Consider the following 22,711-nt stretch of genomic DNA (forward strand, 5'->3'; position numbering starts at 1 on the left):
TGATTTATATTCTCAAAAATATATATTTTAACGATTTTATAATTATGTTCTTCTAAAATTATAATAAAATTAATTAAATAATTTAAAATTTTGGAATGATTATTGCTTATTTTATGTTAAAATATTAAACATTATAACTTGAGGAGAAAACATGACCCTAGCTGTTAAATGCCCTATCTTAGGTTTTGAAGAAACCAAAAATATGGAATTTTCAACTATCGATGAAGTATTTGTAAGACTTAAAAGTCTTGATGGTAAAGACTTTTCTTTTGTTTTAATTAATCCTTATTTGATTAGACCTGATTATGAATTTGATATACCAACTTATTATCAAGAGCTTCTTTCTTTAACACCTGAATCTAATATGAAAATTTTTAATATAGTAGCCATAGCAAAAAGCATTGAAGAATCGACAGTGAATTTTCTAGCTCCAGTAGTCATTAATCTTGATAATAATACTATGGTACAAGTGATACTAGATACAGTTAATTATCCCGACTTTTTTCAAGCTGATCAAATTGCTAATTATATTAAAAAATAATGCTCTATATACTTGCAAATGGATCTATGGCAACAGCCTTAGCCTATGGGTTAAAAGATGATTATGAAATTTGTATAGTAGGAAGAAGTATAGAAAAACTTCAAGCCCTCGCCAAAGAAGGCTTTAAAACCTTACTTTACAAAGATTTTAACATAGAAGGTAAAGATGTTATTTTAGCATTTAAACCTTATGCTTTAGAAAATATTGCTCAAATGCTAAAAGGACAAGCACGTATCTTAATCTCTGTTTTAGCCAATGTTGATTTTGAAAAACTACAAACCATCAAAGCTCAAAATTATGTTAGAATAATACCCAATACAGCAGCTAAATACAAGGCTTCAACCACACCATATATACTTAAAAACTCTCATTTTGAAAATGAAATTTTAGACATTTTAAAAACTTTTGGCTCGGCTTATAAATTAGATAATGAAATACAAATGAATGCAGCTATGGCGATTAGCGGCTGCGCTCCTGCTTTTTTAGCACTTATAGCAGAAAGCATTGCTAATGCTGGAGTTTATGAAGGTTTGTCAAAAGAACTTAGTCTCAATCTTACGCGCTCTTTATTTAAAAGCTCTAGTGCTTTACTAGAACATGAGCATCCAGCTATTATCAAAGAAAATATTTGCTCCCCTGGAGGAGTTACAATAAAAGGCATAAAAATACTCGAACAAAAAGGAATTCGCGGAAGTTTTTTTGAAGCCATAAATGCTAGCAGCGCTAAATGAAAAAGGCTTTCATACTTATAGAAAGCATTAGTGCTATAACGATCATATCTTTAATTTTCATTGGCATTTTTTATTACTATATTCAACTTTACAAAAACTATGAAAATTTAAATATTTTTAAAAGACTCTATAAACTTCAAGAAGAATTATATGAAAAGCCTATTTTTAAAACCATCATACTTCAAACTTCAGCCTTAAAACCTATAGTTTTACAAGAACAGTTTGTTAATGATGGTATATTTCAATTTCAAAAATTATACTTTCAAGATCAAAATTATAGCGTTTATTTTAAAGAATGAGCAAAGCTTTTACACTTTTTGAACTTATAATATCACTAATACTTTTTACTTTTATAACTAGCTTACTTTCAAAACCTTTAATGGATTTTTATCATTTAAATTTTACTGCTTTACATACAAACAATCTTATCACTCAAGCACATTTAAACTTGCTTAAAATAGAAAAATTAATACAAAATTGTATTAATATTACATTTTCACAAAATACATTAAAATGTCTTTTAAAAGATGAGTTAATTAGCCTAAAAGATAATAAACTTTATCTTATTAATTCTGCTCTTATTTTAGAAAATAATCATACACTTTATTCACCTCATTCTGATTTTAAAACACAACTCCAAAATAGAAAAGATTTATATAACGACAATGAACATATTAGCTATGCTTATAAAATTAATAAGATTGAAAAAATATCTATCTTGGAAAATGGTATATCTGCAAATTTTACAGGTAGTTTTATTCCTTTGCAAGCTCAATTAGTTATCAAATTGCAAAATGAAGAACTTATATATGAAATAAAGCCAAAATTTAATGAACAATTAAACCAACAAGGATTAATTTCTAAAAACATAAGCTCATTTAACCTGCAAAACAATAAATTAAAAATTTGCCTAAAAAGACAAACAAAACATTGCCTTGAAAAAAGAATTTTACTGTGAAAAAAGCTTATGTTTTAATTTGGACAATTTTTTTAATACTACTAATAAGTCTATGGATGAGCTTGACCTTAAACATATCCAGCTATACTCCAAAAATAATCCAAGATAGTTATTACTACCTTCAAGCTCAAATTTTAAGTCACAATGCAACGCAATTTTCTAAATATTTTTTATATCAAGCAAAGCAAGAAAATAAAGAATGTTTAGACAATATATATTTTAATTACACAAAAGCTTTGATTAAAATAAAATATTTTTATCCTATTGCACAATGTGTTAATTTTAAATTTTCCAACTTCAATCCCGATGCAAATTTAAGCAAAGATGGTGTTATTATAGCCCACATTAGCATTGCTTTAAATCGTGATAAAAATGTCAATGATGAAATTTTACTCACAAAAAGCATTATTATTTATCCCAAAGAAAATTTTTGGAATTTAAAAAATTAAACCAAAGTCTTAGCGAGCTTAACACAGTCTAAAAGACTTTGATTTGCGCATATATAAAGATTTTTAAAATTTAAAAGCTTCTTTGCTGTGCTTTGCCCTATAACTACAACCTTATCTTCTTCTTTTAAGCTATAAAATTTTAAAAAATTTTCTACACTTAAAGGAGAGGTGAATATAAAAATAGCAGGATAGATAAGCTTTTTGTCGCCTTTTTTAAAAACATTTTCATAAACAATCATTTCATCTAAATCCACACCTACATTTTTAAGATCCAAATTTAAAGTTGAAACAATATTTTTAGCCCTTAAATACAAACATTTTTGCATTTTTAACTCCTCTTTAAATTCAAGAAAAAGATCTTTTCCATAAGCCTTTGATGGAATTTTAATCTTTTTAAAACCTAAATTTTTAGCGTATTGAGCTGTACTTTGTCCCACAGCGTATAAATTGAGTTTGAAATTTAAAGTGATTTTTGCATGTTGTAAAGCTTTTAAAGCATTTTTTGAAGTGCAGATTAAAGCATCATACAAACTCAAATCCACACTAAAATCATAAAAAACAATCTCATTTAAAATAAGATTTTCCACCCCTTCAAAAGGAGTTTCATTTAAGAGATAAATTTTCATAGATTTTACGCTTTAGCTCTTTAGCTGCCAAAAAAGCATCTTTAGCATCCATGATCGCCCTAACCACAGCCACACCGCTTAAATTTATACCCTTTAACTCAACAAGTGCTTCTTTGTCAATCCCACCTATGGCTACAACCCCTATAGGGCTTTTATCACAAATTTGACTTAAAAGCTCAAGGCTTAAAAGCGAACTTTCTTTAGTAGGCGTTGCCTTAATAGCTCCACAACCTAGATAATTTACTCCTTGTATAAACTCAAGTTGTTCTAACTTTTTAAGACTTAAGCCTATGATTTTTTCATCTCCTAAAAGCTTTCTAGCTAATTTTGCTTCTAAATCTTCCTGTCCTAAATGCACCCCATCAGCATCTAAGGCTAAAGCTATATCCACCCTATCGTTAATCAAAAAAGGTATTTTATAAGACTTGCAAAGTTTTTGCACCTTTAAGCCTAGTTTATAAAATTCTCTTGCATTAAGCTCTTTTTCACGAAGTTGTATGATACTTACTCCGCCTTTTATAGCATTTTCTAAAGTATTTAAAAAACACTCCTCGCTTTTATTTCCCTTAGTAGCAACCAAATAAAGGCTAAGATCTAATTTATTTTTCATCTAGAAACTTGAAAAAATGATTTGTAGGACCACAACCTTTTCCAAGATTAAGTGAATAATAAATCGCATTTCTTACATACTCTTTAGCTTCACTAACAGCGTGAAATAAATCCTTGCCTTTAGCTAAATTACTAGCAATAGCCGAAGAAAGCGTACAACCTGTACCGTGAGTATTTTTAGTTTCTATGCGTTCGCCTTTTAAAATATAAATTTCTTTTCCATTATAAAGCACATCATTGGCATTTGCTTCACTATGTCCGCCTTTAAGTAAAACTGCCTTAGCCCCCAAGCTGCATAAATGCTTAGCTGCTTTTATCATCTGCTCTTCATTAGCGATCTTAAAACCACATAAAAACTCTGCTTCAGGAATATTAGGAGTAAGAATGTCTGCAAATTTTATTATAGTTTGTTTGAAAAAATCACAATTTTCTTGCGGCATTAAAGCATAGCCATTTTTGGCAAACATTACAGGATCAATAACTACATTTTGAGGTTTAAACTCGCTTAAATTTTTAGCTACACAGCTCATTAATTCACAAGAACCTATTATTCCGATTTTAGTTGCCTTTGGCACTATATCTTCAAACACGGCAAGCATTTGTTCATCCACGCTTTGAGTAGGTATATCGTGTACAGAAATCACCCTTGCGGTATTTTCAGCTACCACACTTAAAACCACACTCATACCAAAAAGATTGTGTGCACTAAAGGTTTTAAGATCGGCTTGTATCCCTGCTCCACCACTACAATCACTCCCTGCTATAGTTAAAACAGGTATAAGTTCACTTCCTTTTGCTTTCATAAATCTTCCTTTAAAATTTTGATCCATTCTTCACCCTTAGGGCTTAATTTTTGTCCTTTAAAACTCTGTTTTGCAAAAGCTACAATCAAAGCATGAAAAATTTGATAAAGTTCGTAAAGTTCGCATTTTTTTCCTAAAATTTTATACAAATTTTCTTGCTCACTCTCTATGTCACTTTGAAAAAATTCTCTTAATTCTTCATAATTTTCAAACTCATAACCTAAGTAAAAAGCCAAACGCAAACTATAATTATCTACAACCAAAATCTCTCTTTTGCAAAGATAGTTTAAAATACTATCAACGCTTTCAAAACCTAAACCTTTGATATTTAAAAGCCATTCTCTGCTTGCATTTGTTTTAAAATTTTCTAAATTTTCATAAGTGTTTATGATACTTTCTACCAAACCTTTTAAACGCTTAGTTTTGGTATTATAAAATCCGCTAGGCTTAATTAAAGTTGCAAGTTCTAAATTGGATAAAGTATTGATTTGTTCTAAGCTTGCAATATTTTCTTTTTTTAAATTTTCTAAAGCTTTTAAGACATTTTTCCAATTTGTATTTTGAGTTAAAACGACAGAAATTAAAAGCTCAAATTCACTCAATCCTTGATTTTCAAGCCAATCAAAATCATGATAATTTAAATCCAAATTTAAAAGCTTGGTAAAAATTTGTGCTCCAGTCATTTAAAATTCTCCTTAAAAGCTAAATAAAATTGCTTTGCGGTACGACCACTTCTACTTGCTCTTAGAGTAGCAAATTCTTTAGCTTTAGCGTGCAAAAGCTCTTTATCACAAGAATAATCTTTAAAATAAAAATCTATCATCTTTAAATACTCTTCTAAATTTCCCTGATAAAAACTTAACCACAAACCAAATCTATCACTCAAACTTAATCTTTCTTCAGCAGCATCGCTTAAATGAAGTTCTGTATGTGTGATTTGCGTATCAAGATTATCAGTAATGCTTTCACTTAATAAATGCCTACGATTTGAACTCGCATAAATAATTACATTATTTGGGGCTTTTTCTATGCTTCCCTCAAGTAAAGGTTTTAAAAATTTATAACTATCATCTCCCTTTTCAAAAGAAAAATCATCACAAAAAAGTATGAATTTAAAATTTTCTAATCTGATTTCATCGATGATATCTGCTAAGGCAAATAAATCTTCTTTATTTAATTCGACAAGTCTTAAGCCCTGTTCTTTAAATTCATTAAATATAGCTTTAATTAAACTTGATTTTCCAGTGCCCTTAGATCCCCATAAAAGTGCGTGATTTGCTCCCTTATCTTGAATGAAATTTAAAGTATTTTCATAAAGTGCTTTTTTTTGACTTTCCATACCTACTAAATCTTTTAAAGCAATAGGATCGATTTCAAAAATAGGCTTTAAATAATCTTTTCTTGCTCTATAAATTGCTGCATAAGTTTTATTCCAATCCATTTTAAGCCTTTCTTAAATGCGTTAAAATTGCCTCTAAAATATCATCATCATCTTTGCTTTTTGCCTTGATGAGTTCTTTTTCATCATTTAAAGCAGTAAATTGAATATTTTGCTCATAGTTACTAATGCTTTTAAATTTATTTAAAGCTAAAATTTTAATAGTAATCAAAGATAAAAATTGCTTAGTATAAATGTCAAGTTTTCCAAAGCGATCTTCAATTTCACCTTCAATCTCATAAACCTCATAAACTTGCTCACACTTGCTAAGTCTTCTATAAAGTTCTAATCTTAAGCGATCTTCGCTGATAAGCTCACTATTTAAAAAGGCATTAACATTGAGTTTTAAATCAAGTTTATTTTCTTTTTGATCCACTTCATTTTTACTTAAAGCATTAAGTTCATCTTCTAACATTTTAAGATATAAACTATATCCAATTTGCTCGATACGTCCACTTTGATCCACGCCTAATAAATTTCCACCGCCACGAATTTCAAGATCATGATAAGCCAAAACAGAACCTGCGCCTAAAAAAGAATTACTTTCTAAAGAAACTAGACGCTTTAAAGCATCTTTTGTGATAGCATTTTTATCTTCGATTAAAAAATAACAATAACCTTGCTTATCACTTCTTCCTACACGTCCACGCAATTGATGCAAATCAGCCATGCCAAAACGATCGCTTTTTTCTACTATGATAGTATTTGCATTTGGTAAATCAATCCCACTTTCTACGATAGAGGTACTTAAAAGCAAATCATATTCTTTGTTTTCAAATTTCAACATTTCTTCTTCTTGTACCTTAGCATCGATTTTAGAATGTAAAATCAAAATACGCAAAGTAGAAAAAAGTTCTAATAAATGTTTTTTGCATTGCTCTATACTTGCAATATGATTATGAATATAAAAAATTTGCCCACCACGTCTTAACTCTCTTGCTATAGCTTCTTTTAAAAGTGCGTCATCATTTTCTTTGACAAAAGTTCTTACATCCATTCTATCTTCTGGTGGAATTTGCAAAACACTATAAGATTTTATAGAACTTAAAGCTTGATTTAAGCTTCTTGGTATAGGGGTTGCTGACATGGATAAAATATGTGAATTTTGAGTGATTTCTTTAAGCTTTTCTTTTTGCTTCACTCCAAATTTATGCTCTTCATCAATAATAACAAGGGCTAAATTTTCACATTCTACACTTAAAAGTGCATGAGTTCCTACAACTACACAAGCTTTATTTTCTTTTAAATTTTGTAAAACTTGTTTTTTTTCTGCACTACTTGTAAAGCGATCCAGTTTAAAAACCTTTATATCAAAAGGATCAAAACGCTTTTTTAAGGTTTTATAATGCTGATGAGAAAGCAAAGTCGTAGGCGCAAATAAAAATGCGCAAAATCCACTTTTAACTACTGGATAAATAGCATTCATAGCGACTTCTGTTTTTCCAAAACCCACATCACCGCTTAAAAGCCTATCCATGACTTTTCCACTTTGAAAATCTTGCAAAATTTCATGACAGGCTTTATCTTGATCGCTTGTATAAATAAAACCCGCACTAGCTATAAAATCAGTCTGTCTATTTAAATCCACTGTAATTTTTTTTGCTTGCACCAAAGATCTTTTAGCCGCCATAATAACAATTTCAGAAGCTATGGCTAAAAGTTTAGTCTTTAATTTTTCTTTAAGTTTAATAAAGCTTGTTTTACCTAGTTTATCTAAGCTTGGAATAGATCCACTCACGCCCAAATATTTATCAATCAAATAAAGATTTTCCACTGGTAATAAAAGCTTATCAGAATTTTGATACTCTATAGCAACAAACTCTTTTTTTGCTCCGCTTATCACTATCATCTCAAGACCTAAAAATTTACCTACCCCATAATCTTCGTGTACTATATAATCCCCATTTTTAAGCTCATCTATAATCAAACTAGCTTTTTTTCTTGTTTTTTGTTTTTCTTTTTGATTTAAAGAAATAATTAGCTCTTCAGGACTAATAAGATTAAGCCTTAAATCACTTTTTACAAAATGGATATTTTGAGTATCTTCAAGCTCTAAAGCTTTAAATAAAGCTTCGTTTTTAGCTAAAAGTGTGATTTTTTTATTTTTATGAAATTCAAAAAAATCTTTATTGTAAGAACTTTGCAATTCTTTAAATTTTTTAGCTTGAGGTAAAATTTTTGCATTCACAAAACTTATATCTTTTTCATATTCATTAATATCAAACTTTTCACAAGCTAAAAAATCAAGTTCTAAATAATCAAAAAAATCATCAATACACCAAAAGCCTAAAGAATTGATATCATGTATTAAAGTATCGCTTTGAAAATCTTCTAATTTGTCCTTAAAAATTTCATAATTTTCTTTGTCAAAATATTTTAAAAAAGGACAAATTTCAAAATGTTCTAGTTCGTTAGGAATAGACTTTTGACTTTGCAAATCAAAATATCTTATACTTTCAATCTCTTCGCCAAAAAGTAAAATTCTAATAGGATTTTCTTCATTGATACAAAAAATATCAATAATATCCGCACGAATTGAAATTTCACCTTTATCCTGAACTATATCTACAAATTCGTATCCCAATCTTGAAATTTCATCTTCAAAACATTTCAAATCAAAATTTTGTTTTTTATCGATATGATAATTTTGTAAATGTTTTTTTGAAGGAAGTTTTTTTAAAACAGTATTTAAAGGAGAAATAAGGATTTTTTTTTCTTCTTCTTTATGATAAGCATTTAAAATCTTACAAAGATCAAAAAGTTCTTTAGAAAAAGCCCTTAAATCATCTCCAAACTGCGCTCTAAAATCAGGTAAAACAAAGGTTTTTAAACCCTTAAATCGTGAAACTTGAGCGAGTAAATCTGCTTGTTTTTCATCTTTACAAAGAAAAAGTTCACAAATTTTTGGATTTTGTAAGTATTCATAAAATGAAGCTTGCATTATTCTTCGTTGTTATTTTCAATAAGTTTGATAGTATCTTCTTTAATTTTACTAGTTCCATTAAAGCGACCGCCATTTTCTATAGAAATTTTTTGTGTTGAAATATCACCATTAACAACTCCGCCCGCTAAAATTTCTAAACTATTAGCCTCAAGTTGCCCTTCAAAACACCCATTTACTACAATTTTATCTGCTTGTAATTCACCTTTTAAATTTCCATTTTTTCCGATAACCACAATGCTTTCAGAATGAATAATGCCACTTAACTCTCCATCAACATGGAGCATAGAAGCAAAATAAAATTTACCCTCAATTCTCGCACCTGAAGAAATTACTGTTGTTTCTGAGCTAGAGCTGGATGTTGGGCTGATACCGCCTTTATTAAAGATTGCCATGGAACTCTCCTTTCTTGATTAAAAAAATCATTCATATTTTTTCTTTGCAAATTTAAAAAATACAAAGGTTCTAAAGTTTTATTAATAAACCTTACCTCATAGTGCAAATGCGGCCCCGTAGAAAGACCTGTATTGCCACTATAACCTATCAACTGCCCTTTATTAACAAATTGACCTGCTTTGACCACTTCTTTGCGCATCATATGAGCAAATACTGTTTTAAAACCAAAATTATGCAATAAAATTACATTATAGCCATAGCCATTATCACTATAACCTGAAAATTCCACTACTCCACTTGCTGGTGCATAAATAGGGGTACCAATTTCTGCTCTTAAATCAATACCAGGATGAAATTCCCTTCTTTTTAAAAGCGGATGCTCTCTCCAGCCAAAATTTCCTGTAATGCCTTTATTTTCAATAGGCCATCCATTAGGAATTTGTCCCAAAATTCCAAGTTGCTGCTCATTGGTAAGCTGAAGATTATCAAGTCTTGCACTAATTGTAAGATTATTTTCTACTTCTAAGCCCAAAGCCTCTTCAAAAGAAGCTATTTTATCTTCTATAGCTGCATACTGCTGAGTTTTTTCTTCTATGCTTTTTTGCATTTGCGAATTAGATAATTCCAATTCTTTGCTTTTTTTCAAAAGCTCCTCACGCTTTTCACTGATATCGCTAAGTTTGCTATCGAGATATTTGATATAAAAACCACTAAAAACTAAAAATAAAACAATAAAAGCAATAGTATAAAAAACTATTTTTTTAATTATTTGATTTAAATAAAAATGTCTTGAACCGTTAATATCTGTAATGGTAATAGTGAATTTATTTTTTACCACACCACTCCTTTAAAAAATTTTCTACCAGCATAAAAGAACCAAAAACTAGATTTTTTTTATTCTCTTCTAATTTTACAAATTCTTTGCATTGTATACCTAGCTTTGATGCAATACTATAAATTTCATCATCGGCCAGCTTTCGTTCTGCACTTTTATATTTATATATTTGTATTGTATCAATAATAGGCTTTAATGTATTTAAAATTTGAAAAATATCCTTATCCAAATAAGCATTATAAATAAGATTTATTTTTTCTCCTTGAAATTTATCAAGCATAGCCTTAGCAGCCATGGGATTATGACCCACATCAACAAAAAAATTTGGAGAAATTTCTTGGCATCTTCCTTGTAAATTTAACTCTTGTAACTTTTTTAAAGCTTCTAAGGTTTTTTCTTGTGAAGTTAAAATTTCACAAGCCTTTAATGCAAGCTTTAAATTATGCTTTAAAAAACAAGGTAAAACAAACTTTTCACAATAAATCTCAAATTTTTCTTTCAAAAAAGGATTTAAGGAAGAAACTTGCAAATTAGCTTTTTTTAAAAAAGCAATTTTTTTTGCTAAATTTAAAACATTTTGCTCTTGCTCATCACTTATAAGTGCTATAGGCGCCATAACTTTAAGCTTGGTTCTTGCAATATCTTCTAAAGAATTGCCCAAAATTTGAATATGGTCAAATCCAATTCTTGTAAAAATATTCATTCTTCTTTCAAAAACAGAAGTAGCATCATATTCTCCACCCACTCCTGCTTCTAAAACAATAAAATCACATTTTTGAAATAAAATCATAGCTAAAAAAGTAGCATATTCGAAATAACTTAATTTTTGCAAGTCTTGTTTAAAAATTTCTTCAAGTCTTATATGAGCTTGTTCTAATTCTTCATCGTTTGCAATCTTACCATCAAGATAAAATCTTTCATTAAAACTGAAAATGTGCGGACTAGTATAATGCCCTATTTTATAATTTAAATTTTCTAAAAGTTGGGTTAAATATCTACCCGTGCTACCTTTACCATTTGTGCCTATAAGTTGAATTATGGGAATATTTTTAAAATATTTCTTATATTTTTCATACATTCTAAACATCAAAAAACGATCAATTTTATCGTAATTTATACTTTTTTGAGCTAAAAAATTCTCAACTTTCATTATATTGTTCATTAACCGCTGCAATTTGCTTTATTAACTCATCTAAAATATTAATACTTGGCTTACTTTGCTTATCAAGATAAGCCACGTGAATTTTAGGAGTTATAATATCTTGCTTATAAATAAATCTAAAATTTTCTATAGTTTTAAGATTTGTATTTACAAGCTGTGTAATTTCATCTTTGCTTTTTCCTGGCGAAACAATCAAATAACTCTTTTCATCTATCATCCACAGTTCATCAAATTCGCTACAAGAATCTTTTAAAATTTTTTTAAATCGAACAAAAATTTCATTCAAACTTCCCATACCGTATTTTTCCATAATGAAACGGTAATTTACTATAGAAAATAAAGCTAAAGAATAATTAACTTTATACTTATTAAAATTTTCATCCATTTTATCAAGCTCTTTAAGAACACTCCAAGCCTCTCTCTCTTCTAAGCTTTGCGTGAATTCAATTTGATTATTTAAAGATGTAATTTTTTCTCCAAGTTGTTTAAATTTTAGTTTTAAATCCTCAAAACTAAGTTTTACTTCCCCATTTTCATCTGGTTTTAAAGTATTGATAAAATCCATATTTTTTTCATTCGATTTATTAAGTAAGACAAGCAATTCATAGATTTTTTTTAGATTATCATTAAAAAAATTTAAATTTTTTTGGACATACATATTATCAACCATTATACGATGATTTATAAATTCCATTAGTTCATTTTTAAAATTTTCTTCGCCTATTACAAAAGGCTTTTGTGTTAAATTTTGTATAAAACCTTGAATTTTTAAATCTTCTACCAATGAAGGATTTAAACCCAAGCATAATAATTCACTAAAGTGCTCATAACTACGCTCTTCAAGTTTAACTAAGAGTTTTTTAATCACGCTATCATAATCATCATATTTACTAATACCATATTTGCGAGCTTGTTCTTCTAAGTCATTTTCATCGTAATTTCTTTCAAGCTCTTTCCATTTTTTAGTAAGCAAGTAAATACTTTCACTATCCATAGTTTTAGAAATTCTAATCGAAGTCACCTTAGCCAAATCTCTTATCTTTTTATCCTTACTTATTTGCAAAGTTTTAGATATAGTATATAAAAAATCAAAAAATTCACTAAATTGTTTTCCACTTTGTCTATTTAAAACAGAAATTAAAAAACTAATTAGTTCTTCTAAACTTCTTATAGTTTTAGAATTTAATTCTTGTTGATAAATCGGTAAAAGCAAGGTTTTGTATTTATCAAGTTTAGCCTTATTTGAACTTGTAATACCATATTTTAAAGATAATTCTTCAAAAATTTCCGTATAATTTTCAGGAGTTGGTTTTAGTTTTCTTTCTTTTAATGCAATTAAAGTTTGCTTTGCTATTTCATTAGTATTTGGAATCACGTTTTTGCCCTTTAATAGCAATTACGGAAATAAACTCATCAAATGCCTCGCTTGAAGCTGCTCGAATAGCCTCATACCTTGCAGAATCACTAATAATACTATTTGGAGAAATTTCAAAATTATAACTTCCACTTGTACTAAAAGCCTGACTTGAACCATCTTTAAAGACAACATTAAAATCTAAATTTAATTTAGCTTTATAACTAATAACATAGCCATTTTTATCATAAGCTAAAGGAATAAATTCTAAATTATTCATTTTAACATTGATTACATCATCAGCTTCATGTTTTAAAGCAAGTTTACGCCCTAATTTTGAAATTACCATTTCTTTTAAAGTATCGGCAACATAGATACTATTTTTTGGATCTTGTTGACTTAATTCAACATTAACATAAACCTTCTCATCGAAAATATTATTAGCGATTTTTGATGTAGGAACATATCCACAAGCACCTAAAAATAAACCTATACAAAAAATTAAAATCTTTTTCATTTAATCACTAGATTAACTAGCTTTCCTTCCACATAAATTTCTTTAACTATACTCTTACCTTCAAGCCATTTAGCAGTATTTTCTTTTGCAAAAGCTAAAATTTCTTCTTTACTCGCACTACTTGAAATTTCAAATTCAGCCCTTTTTTTACCATTAATACTTACAGCTAAATTTAAAGTATCTTTTACAAAAACCTCTTCCTTAAGTTCTAATTTTTTGAAATTTTTACATTTAAAAAGCTCCTCGCTAAGCTCAAAACAAACATGAGGAATAATAGGCTCTAAAATATTTAAAATAATATAAAAAGCCTCTTGCTCCAAAGCTTCATTTTTACAAAGCGCTAAAGCATTTAAAGCTTCCATGCAAGCTGCAATTAAAGTATTAAAAGCAAAACTTTGATGATAAACTTCAAAAGATTTTTTCAAAGCTTCATATACCTTTAATCTTGCATATTTTTCTTCTTTATTTAAATTTTCTTGTTTTAATTCTACAAGCTCACCTTTTTTAACATTTTGCGCCCTATCATAGAGTTTACAAATAAATCTATAAGCCCCTTCAACCGCATCATCATTCCATTCAAGCTCTTTAGCCGGAGGCGCAGCAAAAAGTATAAAAAGTCTTGCGGTATCAGCACCGTATTTTTCTATAATCTCATCAGGATCTACAACATTGCCTTTTGATTTTGACATTTTAGCTCCATCTTTTAACACCATACCCTGAGTTAAAAGTCTATCAAAAGGTTCATTTTGTGTTAAATAACCCAAGTCTCTTAAAACTTTTTGGAAAAATCTCGCATAAAGCAAATGCAAGATTGCATGTTCAATACCACCTATATATTGATCCACACTCATCCAATACTTTACACTTTTTTCATCTAAAGCTTTTTCCTGCCAAGTTTTCTCATCACTTGCAAAACGTGCAAAATACCAAGAACTTTCAAAAAAAGTATCTAAAGTATCACTTTCTTTTTGAGCCTCTTTGCCACATTTGGGACAAATACAATTTTTCCAAGTTGGATGTTTATCAAGTGGATTACCCTCACCTGTAATTTGCACATCTTCAGGTAGGGTAATAGGTAAATTTTCTAGTTTTTGAGGCACTATACCACAAATTTGACATTTAATCATAGGAATAGGCGCACCCCAATATCTTTGGCGTGAAACACCCCAATCACGAATTTTAAAATTTACAACCCTTTTTCCTATATTTTTAGCTTCAAACTGAGAAATAATTTTTAATCTTGCCTCATTACAATCAAGATTATCAAATTCTTGACTATGGATTAACTTTCCTGATTTTTGCGTATAAGGTAAATTTTCTTGAGTTTGAATAACTTGTTTGATAGCAAGATTATATTTTGTTGCAAATTCAAAATCTCTTTCATCATGAGCTGGAACAGCCATAACCGCTCCGCTACCATAATCAGCCAAGACAAAATTAGCCACCCATAAAGGAATTTTTTCTCCGCTTAAAGGATGAATGGCATAAATTCCTAAAAAATAACCTTCTTTTTCAGAACTTTGTCTTTCTCTTGGGCTTTGATTTTGAATAACTTTGATTTTATTTAATACATCTTGATTTAATAAATTTTGTGAAAGCAAATTTTGAACAATCTTATGTTCTGGAGCTAAAGCGATATACGAAACTCCATAAATTGTATCTGCTCTTGTAGTAAAAACTTCTAAAGAACTTTCTTTGGTTTTTTGCTTGCTTTCTTCGTCTAAATTTAAAGAAAATTCCAAACCTTCGCTTTTACCAATCCAATTTTCTTGCATAGTTAAAACTTGATTAGGCCATTTATCTTTTAATTCTTCTAAATCTTTTAAAAGTTCCTCAGCATAAGCAGTGATTTTTACATAATAACCTGGCATTTTTTTCTGCACTACTTCATGACCACAACGCCAACATTTTCCGTCTTCAACTTGCTCATTAGCCAAAACCGTTTGATCTTGTTCACACCAATTTACATTTGCTTCTTTAGTGTAAATCAAACCTTTTTCAAACATCTTAATAAAAAATTCTTGCTCAAATTTTGTATAAAGTGGATCTGAAGTAGCAAGCATTCTTTTTTTAGAAAAAGAAAAACCTAAAGAAAAAAGTTCTTTTTTCATATAAGCTATATTTTCATAAGTCCATGACTTAGGATGAATTTTATGTTTAATAGCTGCATTTTCAGCAGGCATACCAAAACTATCAAAACCTATAGGATGTAAAACATTAAAACCTATCTTGCGATAATATCTTGCCAAAGCATCACCTATAGTATAATTTCTTACATGCCCCATGTGAATTCGTCCGCTAGGATAAGGGAACATCGATAAAATATATTTTTTAGGCAAATTTAAATCATCTTTTGGCTCAAAATATTCATTTTCATCCCAAATTTTTTGCCATTTTTTTTCTATTAAACTTGCTTCATAAGCCATAAATTCTCCTTACACTGTTCCTTTTTCATACATTGCACGATTGCGTTCTTTATCTTGTTTTCTTTTTGCTTTTTCAATTTCTTTATTCCTAAACTCAAGCACACTAAATTTAAACCATAATAATGTCGGACTTGCAACAAAGATAGAGCTTAAAGTTCCCGCTATAATACCTACAATTAAAGCCAAAGAAAATCCTTGTATCATTTCCCCACCAAAGAAATAAAGTATCACAACGGTTGCTAAAGTCAACCCTGAAGTTAAAACCGTTCTTGATAAAGTTGCTGAAACACTTTCATTAATAATAGGTGCAAGTTCGGTTTTTTTACTTGTTTTAATACCTTCTCTGATTCTATCAAAAATAATAATTGTATCATTCAAAGAGTATCCAAGCACAGTTAAAACAGCAGCCAAAGTATCTAAATTGACATCAATTTTAAATAAAGAAATTGCCCCTAAAGTAATCACAACATCATGAATTTCACTGATTATAGCCGCAAGAGCAAAACGCCACTCAAAACGCAACGCTATATAAATTAAAATTGCTATCAAAGATACAGCTATAGCCATAAGTCCTTTATTTCTAAGTTCATCACCTACTTTTGGACCTACCACATCAGCACGACGCACTTCAAATTTTCCCGTATCCTTTAAAAGAGTGCTTATATGCTCGCCTATATCATTGCTTACATTATCATTACTTCCTAAAAAGCGTATGGTTACTTCTTCATTACTTCCAAATTCAGTTACAGATAAATTTTGAAAAGTTCCTTGTTTTTCTAAAATTTCTCGAATTTGTGTTATAGGAGCTGCATTTTCATATTTAAGCTGAACTAAAGTTCCTCCGCTAAAATCAATGCCATATTGCAAACCCCTATCCCAAAGTAAATAAATAGAACCAAAAAACAAAATAAAAGAAAGAGAAATAGCAGCAAAACGCATTCTCATAAAATCATAAATTTTCTTTTCGCTAAAAAACTGCATTATCTTCTCCTATAGCCAAACCAAAATCTTGTATTATTATTTTTTTCTATGCGTTGCATAAAATAATCAAACATTCCGTGAGTTCCTAAAATAGCTGTAATCATAGAAACAACGATACCAATTCCCAAAGTCACAGCAAAACCTTTAACTGCTCCTGTTCCATAGGCATAAAGTGCTACCGAAGTAACTAAAGAAGTGATATTTGAATCTATAATCGCACTCATAGCATTTTTATAACCTTGTTCTATACTAACTCTTATATTTACTCCATCTCGCAAGAGTTCTCGTATACGCTCATTGATAATCACATTTGCATCTACTGCCATACCCACAGTTAAAACAAGTCCTGCCATCCCTGGTAAAGTTAAAGTTGCTCCAAACATAGCCATAACGGCAACTACTACCAAAACATTAACTAGCATTGCAATATTTGCAAAAATTCCTGCCACACCGTAATACATCATCATAAATACTACAATAAAAACCGATGCACCGATTAAGGCTATCATACTCATTTTAATACTATCAGCACCTAAAGATGGTCCTATGCTTCTTTGTTCAAGTAATTTTACAGGCGCAAGCAAAGCTCCACTTCTTAAAGCTACCGCCACATCGCGTGCTTCTTCTTGAGTAAAAGCTCCACTGATTTGCCCACTACCTCCGCCTATGCGTTCATTGATAGATGGAGCAGAATATACTTTATTATCAAGTACAATAGCAAGACGCTTTCCAACATTTGCTCCTGTATAATCAGCAAATTTTTTAGAACCCTCGGCATTTAAAGTAAAATTAATCACAGGATAATTACTCTTATCACTAATCCCTACTCTAGCATCAGTAAGCATAGATCCATCTAAAATAGGTATACTTTTTAAGGTATATTTTAAATTTGGATTTCTAGAATCAGGCACTAAAATCAGTCCATAACTCGCAGCCTCAGCATCGCTCATTGTAGAAGCTTGACCCATTTTAGAATCATCAACTTCCATAAGTTGCAAATGTGCTGCTTTTGTGATGCGTTCTTTTGCTCTTAGTTCATCTTCTTTGGTTTTAATCCCTGCAAGTTCAACCAAAATCTTATCATCACCTTGTTTAGCAACTGTTGGCTCTGCTAAACCAAATTGATCAAGCCTATTTCTTATGGTTTCAACTGCTTGCAAAAGTGCAAAATTTTCTATATTTTTTACTTCTTCTGAGGTAAAAGAAATTTTATAGTGCATATTTTCACTTTGTATATTAATTCCTTTTATTTCTTTAAGCAAATTTTCAACTTTTGCAATATCTGCATTATCAAGCAAAGTAAATTCTAAAATATCATCATGGGTATTTAAGCCATCATTTAAAATATTTTCTTTATTAAAAGAATAACTCAATGAAGATGCAATTGATTTTATTTTAGATTTTACAGCTTCTTCATTATCTACACCTAAGAGCATATAAAGCCCACCTTGCAAATCAAGCCCTAAATTAATCTTCGCACCACGTTCTGACTGTAAAAAAGAAGGGAGTGAAAAAGCCACTCCAAAAATAAATACCGCTATAAAAATAATCAAGCGATAATTGATTTTAGAATTACGCATCAATTTTCTTTGCTATAAATTCTCTTGAAATTTTTGCAGTAACATTGTCTTCATTAAGCTTAACTTTGATAAAATCCTCCTCTGGTTTTACGACTTCACAAATAAGTCCGCCATTAGTGATGATTTTATCTCCTTTTTGCAAAGACTCAAGCATTTGTTTATGTGCTTTTGCTTGTTTTTGTTGCGGTCTGATCACCAAGAAATAAAAAATTGCAAATAACACTACAAGAGGTAACAATGAAGTTAAAATTGAATTTTCTGCCATATTTTTCCTTTATTCCAAAAAAATTAAACACTAATTCTATCATTTTTAAAATAATAAAAGTCTTTTTTATTGCAATTTTACTTTCAAATTCTATTTATCTATCATTTTTTGAAAATATTTTTACACAAACTATTAGCCCATTTTTAGCTATTTGGGGGTTAGTTTTACTTCTAAAAAGTAAAAATTCTAAACAATATTTTTGGATAGGTTTTTTTGTAGGGATTCTTTGGTTTTGGTGGATTGGTTTATCTTCAATTTATTTTAATCTAAACTATTTAGTACCAATTATACCAATTATCATTGGTTTTATTTATGGACTACTTTTTAGATTATGTTATTTATTAAAATTTGATTTTTTAAGGCTTTGTGGAATTTTTTGCATAAGTTTTATCCATCCTTTAGGATTTGATTGGCTTAATTGGGGAATTTTTACAGTTTATGGTTTTTTTGACCCAAGTTATCGTGGTATTATTTGCATATTTTTAATAGCATATTTCATCTATGAGGGTTATATATCAAGATATTATAAAATAGCGATTGTTCTTATTTTATTCTTTAGTGGATTTCAATATAATGAAAAACAAGCTCAAACTCTTAATTTAAACTACAAACTCATCAATACTAATATCTCTCAAAATCAAAAATTTTTACAAGAAAATTTAAAATCAAATTCTGATATCTTAATTCAAGATATACTTCAAGCTATAAATGAAAAAAAAGAACTTGTAATCTTGCCTGAAACCGCTTTTGCTTTTGATTTAAAAAATACCAAATATGAGCTCATGCTTAAAGAATTATCTTATAAAATCACCATTATTACAGGAGCATTTCATGTTGAAAAAGAGCATACTTACAATAGCACTTATATCTTTAAAAAAGGCAATGTCTATATTTTAAATAAGCATTTTTTAGTTCCCTTTGGTGAAGAAATTCCATTTTTTAAAGACTTAACAAAAAAATATTTTCTCAAAAATATTGAAGAATTTTCCAAAGGTCCTATACAAAGCAAATATAAATTAGATAATCAAATTATCACAAATGCAATTTGTTATGAAGCTACCAAAGAACAAAACTATCAAAATTCACAAATTATTATAGCCCTAAGCAACAATGCTTGGTTTAATAATAGTAGCGAATACAAACTCCAGCAACTCTTAATGAAATTTTATGCAAGTAAATATGGGGTTAGTGTTTATCATGCTACAAATGGCAAAGAGAATATAGTTATACTCCCTAAAAAGCTTTTAAGCAAAGATTGGAAAAATTTATCCAAAGAAATATTTAATGATAAAAAATAATATTAAAATTTTAATTTTAAAGTAATTTAAGTTATTTTATATTATAATTCTGTCAAACAATATTTTGACTTAGAGGGGTTTTTACCCCAAAGCTAAATTAATTTAGCTTCCTTCCTAACTTTTATATTTATGAGGGATATTGAAAAATATCCCTCTAAGTCAAAAATTAATATAACTTTATTAATTCTTTATAATTATACAAGCCTTGTTTAAGCTTGTATAATATTGTTAATTTTTTAAAGTAGCTTTTTAAACTGTTCTAGAGCATCAAGTTTTTCCCAAGGATAGTCCTTTTGTCCTACTTGCCCACGAGCTGCTACATCCGCATAAAGAAAAGTTTCTTTACTTGGTTTATCCAGATGAAATTTATCACGGATCCAATTTGGCGTTAAAGAAAAATTTTGCATTACAAAATCACTTAAAACATCGTCATTTACACTGGTATTTGTGCCCATACAATCCACGCTTACCGAAGTAGGTTTTGCAACACCTATAGCATAACTAAGTTGAACTATACATTTTTTAGCAAGCCCTGCTGCAACTATGTTTTTAGCTAACCATCTACCTGCATAAAGTCCACTTCTATCAACTTTAGTATAATCTTTGCTCGATTGCGCACCACCACCTATTGGAGAATAACCTCCAAAACTATCTACTATAAGTTTTCTTCCTGTTAAACCACTATCATGTAAAGAAGAATGATTAACATATTTACCAGTTGGATTGATTAAAATTCTAGTCTTATTAGGATCAAAAAGTTCTTTTGGTAAATTACTATCTAAGATAAGTTTCATCACTAAAGATCTTAAATCTTCTATTTTCATACTTTCAACACAAGGTGCAGAAACTACTATAGTATGAATACTTTGCGGTTTGCAATTTTCAAAATTCGCCTTAGTGCCATAATCTATAGTCACTTGAGTTTTAATATCCACTCCAAGTTCATGTGGATTTGCTTTTGCATAAGCATAAACTCTATCACATAGCATTCTTGCATAACTAATAGCTGCTGGCATATATTCCTCAGCTTCACAACTTGCAAAACCAAACATAATGCCTTGATCACCTGCTCCTGTTTCGCCATCTTCTTGATCGACACCTTGGTTGATATCAGGGCTTTGTTCATTTAAAAACACCATAACATCAACCTCATCAGGATGTAAACACTGCTCTTTGCTAAAATGGCCTGCTCCGTCATAACCAATGTTTTTTAAAACATCTTTAACTAAATTATCGTAATCAGCTTTACTAAGTTTGTGATTTGACTTAACTTCGCCTCCTATCACAACCTTATTTCCTGCGACAAAAACCTCACTCGCCACCCTTGAATTTTTGTCATTTTTCAAGAGTATATCCACTATCGTATCAGCGATTATATCAGCGCACTTGTCTGGATGACCTGCACTTACGACTTCTGAAGTGAATAGATACATAAAAAGTCCTTTCATTTAAAATAAACCACAATTGTATCCAAATAAACTTATCAAAGCTTGATAAATTAAAAATTCTCTAAAATTAAGCAAAAGTTAGTTAAAATCAACTTTTGATATAAAAAATATTTAAAAGGTTTTTATGTTTTCTAAAATCATTCAAAGCTACGCTAAAGGCAACCTCATAGTTCAAATTTGCATAGGTATAGCACTAGGAATACTTATAGGCATTAGCTCTAAAGAAATATCTGAAATTGCAAATTTACTTGGAATACTTTTTACAAGTGCCTTAAAAGCTATCGCTCCTATGCTTGTTTTTATTTTAATTTTAACCTCAATTTGCACTAAAGATTTTTCTCAAAGTGGTGCTAAGATCAAAAATATTATCATTTTATATATAGTAGGCACCTTTTTTGCTTCAGCTTGTGCAGTTCTTGCTAATTTTTTCTTCCCTGTAAAGCTTGTTTTAGATGGAGTTCAAACTGCTACAAACTCATCTCCAACCCACATGAGTGATATTTTCAAAGATCTTTTATTTAAAATTGTCGATAATCCCATAAATGCTCTTTCAAGCGGAAATTATTTAGGAATTTTAACTTGGGCAATAGCTGGAGGTATAGCATTAAAACACTGTTCTAACGAAGCAAAACAAGTTTTTATAGATATCAATGAAGGGGTTTTAAAAATCGTTAAATTTGTAGTAAAACTTGCCCCTTTTGGAATTTTTGGACTTGTGGCTAATTCTGTAGCACAAACAGGAGCACAAGGTTTGCTAAGTTATGTAAAACTTTTAATTTTACTTGTAGCTACTATGCTTTTTGTTACTTTTGTTATCAATGCCTTAATAGTCTTTTTTTATACAAGAAAAAATCCTTTTCCTTTAATTTTTATCTGCTTAAGGCACAGTGCATTTTTTGCCTTTTTTACAAGAAGTTCAGCGGCAAATATTCCTGTAAATATGGCACTTTGCGCTAAACTTGGCATAGATAAAGAATTTTATGGCATTTCTATACCTTTAGGAGCTACTATCAACATGGCAGGAGCAGCAGTTACTATAGCTATTTTAAGTCTTACTGCAGCCAATACCGTTGGTATAGAAATCAGTCTTTTACAAGCCTTTTTATTAAGCATTATTGCCACCTTTGCAGCTTGTGGGGCTAGCGGAGTTGCGGGCGGATCTTTACTGCTTATACCTTTGGCTTGTTCTTTATTTAATATAGACTATGATATTGCTATGAAGGTAGTTGCCATAGGTTTTATTATAGGGGTTATTCAAGATAGTGTTGAAACTGCTTTAAATAGTTCTACAGATGTTCTTTTTACAGCAATTTGTTCTAAAAATGAATTAAATTACAATATCAAATAAGGTAA

Annotated in this window: 23 protein-coding genes; 7 read left to right on the forward strand and 16 right to left on the reverse strand. The window is 29.6% G+C overall.

Annotated features, from left to right (window positions below):
• The first annotated feature begins 151 nt into the window (after positions 1 to 151).
• The 5 genes from fliW to FBF21_RS05775 are packed head-to-tail and all read left to right on the forward strand — an operon-like array spanning position 152 to position 2,679.
• Positions 152 to 541: a flagellar assembly protein FliW gene (gene fliW, locus FBF21_RS05755; RefSeq protein WP_002852982.1), complete on the forward strand. Its 390-nt coding sequence runs from the start codon at positions 152 to 154 to the stop codon at positions 539 to 541.
• Positions 541 to 1,272, forward strand: coding sequence for a pyrroline-5-carboxylate reductase (locus FBF21_RS05760; RefSeq protein WP_002859150.1), 732 nt, complete (start codon positions 541 to 543; stop codon positions 1,270 to 1,272). Before fliW ends, FBF21_RS05760 begins: the two co-directional genes overlap by 1 nt.
• Positions 1,269 to 1,571: a hypothetical protein gene (locus FBF21_RS05765; protein ID WP_002875928.1), complete on the forward strand. Its 303-nt coding sequence runs from the start codon at positions 1,269 to 1,271 to the stop codon at positions 1,569 to 1,571. The genes FBF21_RS05760 and FBF21_RS05765 overlap by 4 nt, the downstream gene beginning before the upstream one ends.
• The gene (locus FBF21_RS05770; RefSeq protein ID WP_002858296.1) at positions 1,568 to 2,230 is read left to right on the forward strand and encodes a hypothetical protein; all 663 of its coding nucleotides are present in this window, start codon (positions 1,568 to 1,570) and stop codon (positions 2,228 to 2,230) included. The genes FBF21_RS05765 and FBF21_RS05770 overlap by 4 nt, the downstream gene beginning before the upstream one ends.
• Complete coding sequence (locus FBF21_RS05775) at positions 2,227 to 2,679, forward strand: hypothetical protein (RefSeq protein WP_002859148.1); 453 nt, start codon at positions 2,227 to 2,229, stop codon at positions 2,677 to 2,679. Before FBF21_RS05770 ends, FBF21_RS05775 begins: the two co-directional genes overlap by 4 nt.
• Here FBF21_RS05775 and FBF21_RS05780 read toward each other — a convergent pair.
• Genes FBF21_RS05780 through yajC form a run of 15 tightly spaced genes read right to left on the reverse strand, consistent with a single transcriptional unit; the run spans position 2,676 to position 18,612 of the window.
• The gene (locus tag FBF21_RS05780) at positions 2,676 to 3,305 is read right to left on the reverse strand and encodes a uroporphyrinogen-III synthase (RefSeq protein WP_002869541.1); all 630 of its coding nucleotides are present in this window, start codon (positions 3,303 to 3,305) and stop codon (positions 2,676 to 2,678) included. The genes FBF21_RS05775 and FBF21_RS05780 overlap by 4 nt on opposite strands.
• Positions 3,283 to 3,915, reverse strand: a complete 633-nt coding sequence (thiE, locus tag FBF21_RS05785) for a thiamine phosphate synthase (RefSeq protein ID WP_002852670.1) — start codon at positions 3,913 to 3,915, stop codon at positions 3,283 to 3,285. Before thiE ends, FBF21_RS05780 begins: the two co-directional genes overlap by 23 nt.
• Positions 3,905 to 4,717 carry a bifunctional hydroxymethylpyrimidine kinase/phosphomethylpyrimidine kinase gene (gene thiD / locus FBF21_RS05790; RefSeq protein WP_002869542.1) on the reverse strand — a complete coding sequence of 271 codons (813 nt, stop codon included), beginning with the start codon at positions 4,715 to 4,717 and terminating at the stop codon, positions 3,905 to 3,907. The genes thiE and thiD overlap by 11 nt, the downstream gene beginning before the upstream one ends.
• The gene (locus FBF21_RS05795) at positions 4,714 to 5,400 is read right to left on the reverse strand and encodes an endonuclease III domain-containing protein (RefSeq protein ID WP_002852847.1); all 687 of its coding nucleotides are present in this window, start codon (positions 5,398 to 5,400) and stop codon (positions 4,714 to 4,716) included. Before FBF21_RS05795 ends, thiD begins: the two co-directional genes overlap by 4 nt.
• Positions 5,397 to 6,158, reverse strand: a complete 762-nt coding sequence (locus FBF21_RS05800; RefSeq protein WP_002852748.1) for an ATP-binding protein — start codon at positions 6,156 to 6,158, stop codon at positions 5,397 to 5,399. Before FBF21_RS05800 ends, FBF21_RS05795 begins: the two co-directional genes overlap by 4 nt.
• Position 6,159: 1 nt before the next feature.
• Positions 6,160 to 9,096 (reverse strand): DEAD/DEAH box helicase, encoded by a 2,937-nt coding sequence (locus FBF21_RS05805; RefSeq protein ID WP_002869543.1) that lies wholly within the window; start codon positions 9,094 to 9,096, stop codon positions 6,160 to 6,162.
• The gene (locus tag FBF21_RS05810) at positions 9,096 to 9,491 is read right to left on the reverse strand and encodes a polymer-forming cytoskeletal protein (protein WP_002859143.1); all 396 of its coding nucleotides are present in this window, start codon (positions 9,489 to 9,491) and stop codon (positions 9,096 to 9,098) included. Before FBF21_RS05810 ends, FBF21_RS05805 begins: the two co-directional genes overlap by 1 nt.
• Positions 9,428 to 10,330, reverse strand: coding sequence for a M23 family metallopeptidase (locus FBF21_RS05815; protein WP_002853442.1), 903 nt, complete (start codon positions 10,328 to 10,330; stop codon positions 9,428 to 9,430). The genes FBF21_RS05810 and FBF21_RS05815 overlap by 64 nt, the downstream gene beginning before the upstream one ends.
• The gene (locus FBF21_RS05820) at positions 10,317 to 11,501 is read right to left on the reverse strand and encodes a folylpolyglutamate synthase/dihydrofolate synthase family protein (protein ID WP_074468975.1); all 1,185 of its coding nucleotides are present in this window, start codon (positions 11,499 to 11,501) and stop codon (positions 10,317 to 10,319) included. The genes FBF21_RS05815 and FBF21_RS05820 overlap by 14 nt, the downstream gene beginning before the upstream one ends.
• On the reverse strand, positions 11,467 to 12,864 hold the full coding sequence (locus FBF21_RS05825) for a hypothetical protein (RefSeq protein ID WP_002856019.1): 1,398 nt from the start codon (positions 12,862 to 12,864) through the stop codon (positions 11,467 to 11,469). The genes FBF21_RS05820 and FBF21_RS05825 overlap by 35 nt, the downstream gene beginning before the upstream one ends.
• Positions 12,848 to 13,360 carry an LPS assembly lipoprotein LptE gene (lptE, locus tag FBF21_RS05830; protein WP_002860199.1) on the reverse strand — a complete coding sequence of 171 codons (513 nt, stop codon included), beginning with the start codon at positions 13,358 to 13,360 and terminating at the stop codon, positions 12,848 to 12,850. Before lptE ends, FBF21_RS05825 begins: the two co-directional genes overlap by 17 nt.
• On the reverse strand, positions 13,357 to 15,786 hold the full coding sequence (leuS, locus tag FBF21_RS05835) for a leucine--tRNA ligase (RefSeq protein WP_002869545.1): 2,430 nt from the start codon (positions 15,784 to 15,786) through the stop codon (positions 13,357 to 13,359). The genes lptE and leuS overlap by 4 nt, the downstream gene beginning before the upstream one ends.
• Before the next feature lie 9 nt (positions 15,787 to 15,795).
• Positions 15,796 to 16,767 (reverse strand): protein translocase subunit SecF, encoded by a 972-nt coding sequence (gene secF, locus FBF21_RS05840; RefSeq protein ID WP_002853635.1) that lies wholly within the window; start codon positions 16,765 to 16,767, stop codon positions 15,796 to 15,798.
• Entirely contained in the window at positions 16,767 to 18,347 is a 1,581-nt protein-coding gene (gene secD, locus FBF21_RS05845) for a protein translocase subunit SecD (protein WP_002869546.1), read from the reverse strand. Before secD ends, secF begins: the two co-directional genes overlap by 1 nt.
• Positions 18,340 to 18,612 carry a preprotein translocase subunit YajC gene (gene yajC / locus FBF21_RS05850; protein WP_002786346.1) on the reverse strand — a complete coding sequence of 91 codons (273 nt, stop codon included), beginning with the start codon at positions 18,610 to 18,612 and terminating at the stop codon, positions 18,340 to 18,342. The genes secD and yajC overlap by 8 nt, the downstream gene beginning before the upstream one ends.
• Between yajC and FBF21_RS05855 the strand changes: the two genes are divergently transcribed.
• A complete protein-coding gene (locus FBF21_RS05855) occupies positions 18,585 to 19,910 on the forward strand; it encodes an apolipoprotein N-acyltransferase (RefSeq protein WP_002853913.1) in 1,326 nt (441 codons plus the stop codon). The two genes, yajC and FBF21_RS05855, sit on opposite strands and share 28 nt — an antisense overlap.
• 236 nt (positions 19,911 to 20,146) lie before the next feature.
• On the opposite strand, the gene metK is transcribed toward FBF21_RS05855, so the two are convergent.
• Positions 20,147 to 21,343 (reverse strand): methionine adenosyltransferase, encoded by a 1,197-nt coding sequence (gene metK, locus FBF21_RS05860; protein WP_002852836.1) that lies wholly within the window; start codon positions 21,341 to 21,343, stop codon positions 20,147 to 20,149.
• 139 nt (positions 21,344 to 21,482) lie between these two features.
• On the opposite strand from metK, the gene sstT reads away from it, so the two are divergent.
• Complete coding sequence (gene sstT / locus FBF21_RS05865) at positions 21,483 to 22,706, forward strand: serine/threonine transporter SstT (RefSeq protein WP_002858067.1); 1,224 nt, start codon at positions 21,483 to 21,485, stop codon at positions 22,704 to 22,706.
• The last annotated feature ends 5 nt before the right edge of the window (positions 22,707 to 22,711 follow it).

Source organism: Campylobacter sp. CFSAN093238 (genome assembly GCF_012898015.1).
Classification (GTDB): Bacteria; Campylobacterota; Campylobacteria; order Campylobacterales; family Campylobacteraceae; genus Campylobacter_D; species Campylobacter_D jejuni.

Excerpts from the sequence above, each read along its gene's own strand:
- fliW (WP_002852982.1), top strand. The coding sequence starts at position 152 with ATGACCCTAGCTGTTAAATGCCCTATCTTAGGTTTTGAAGAAACCAAA.
- FBF21_RS05760 (WP_002859150.1), top strand. The coding sequence starts at position 541 with ATGCTCTATATACTTGCAAATGGATCTATGGCAACAGCCTTAGCCTAT.
- FBF21_RS05765 (WP_002875928.1), top strand. The coding sequence starts at position 1,269 with ATGAAAAAGGCTTTCATACTTATAGAAAGCATTAGTGCTATAACGATC.
- FBF21_RS05770 (WP_002858296.1), top strand. The coding sequence starts at position 1,568 with ATGAGCAAAGCTTTTACACTTTTTGAACTTATAATATCACTAATACTT.
- FBF21_RS05780 (WP_002869541.1), bottom strand. The coding sequence starts at position 3,305 with ATGAAAATTTATCTCTTAAATGAAACTCCTTTTGAAGGGGTGGAAAAT.
- thiE (WP_002852670.1), bottom strand. The coding sequence starts at position 3,915 with ATGAAAAATAAATTAGATCTTAGCCTTTATTTGGTTGCTACTAAGGGA.
- thiD (WP_002869542.1), bottom strand. The coding sequence starts at position 4,717 with ATGAAAGCAAAAGGAAGTGAACTTATACCTGTTTTAACTATAGCAGGG.
- FBF21_RS05795 (WP_002852847.1), bottom strand. The coding sequence starts at position 5,400 with ATGACTGGAGCACAAATTTTTACCAAGCTTTTAAATTTGGATTTAAAT.
- FBF21_RS05800 (WP_002852748.1), bottom strand. The coding sequence starts at position 6,158 with ATGGATTGGAATAAAACTTATGCAGCAATTTATAGAGCAAGAAAAGAT.
- FBF21_RS05805 (WP_002869543.1), bottom strand. The coding sequence starts at position 9,096 with ATGCAAGCTTCATTTTATGAATACTTACAAAATCCAAAAATTTGTGAA.
- FBF21_RS05810 (WP_002859143.1), bottom strand. The coding sequence starts at position 9,491 with ATGGCAATCTTTAATAAAGGCGGTATCAGCCCAACATCCAGCTCTAGC.
- lptE (WP_002860199.1), bottom strand. The coding sequence starts at position 13,360 with ATGAAAAAGATTTTAATTTTTTGTATAGGTTTATTTTTAGGTGCTTGT.
- leuS (WP_002869545.1), bottom strand. The coding sequence starts at position 15,786 with ATGGCTTATGAAGCAAGTTTAATAGAAAAAAAATGGCAAAAAATTTGG.
- secF (WP_002853635.1), bottom strand. The coding sequence starts at position 16,767 with ATGCAGTTTTTTAGCGAAAAGAAAATTTATGATTTTATGAGAATGCGT.
- secD (WP_002869546.1), bottom strand. The coding sequence starts at position 18,347 with ATGCGTAATTCTAAAATCAATTATCGCTTGATTATTTTTATAGCGGTA.
- FBF21_RS05855 (WP_002853913.1), top strand. The coding sequence starts at position 18,585 with ATGAAGTTAAAATTGAATTTTCTGCCATATTTTTCCTTTATTCCAAAA.
- yajC (WP_002786346.1), bottom strand. The coding sequence starts at position 18,612 with ATGGCAGAAAATTCAATTTTAACTTCATTGTTACCTCTTGTAGTGTTA.
- metK (WP_002852836.1), bottom strand. The coding sequence starts at position 21,343 with ATGTATCTATTCACTTCAGAAGTCGTAAGTGCAGGTCATCCAGACAAG.
- sstT (WP_002858067.1), top strand. The coding sequence starts at position 21,483 with ATGTTTTCTAAAATCATTCAAAGCTACGCTAAAGGCAACCTCATAGTT.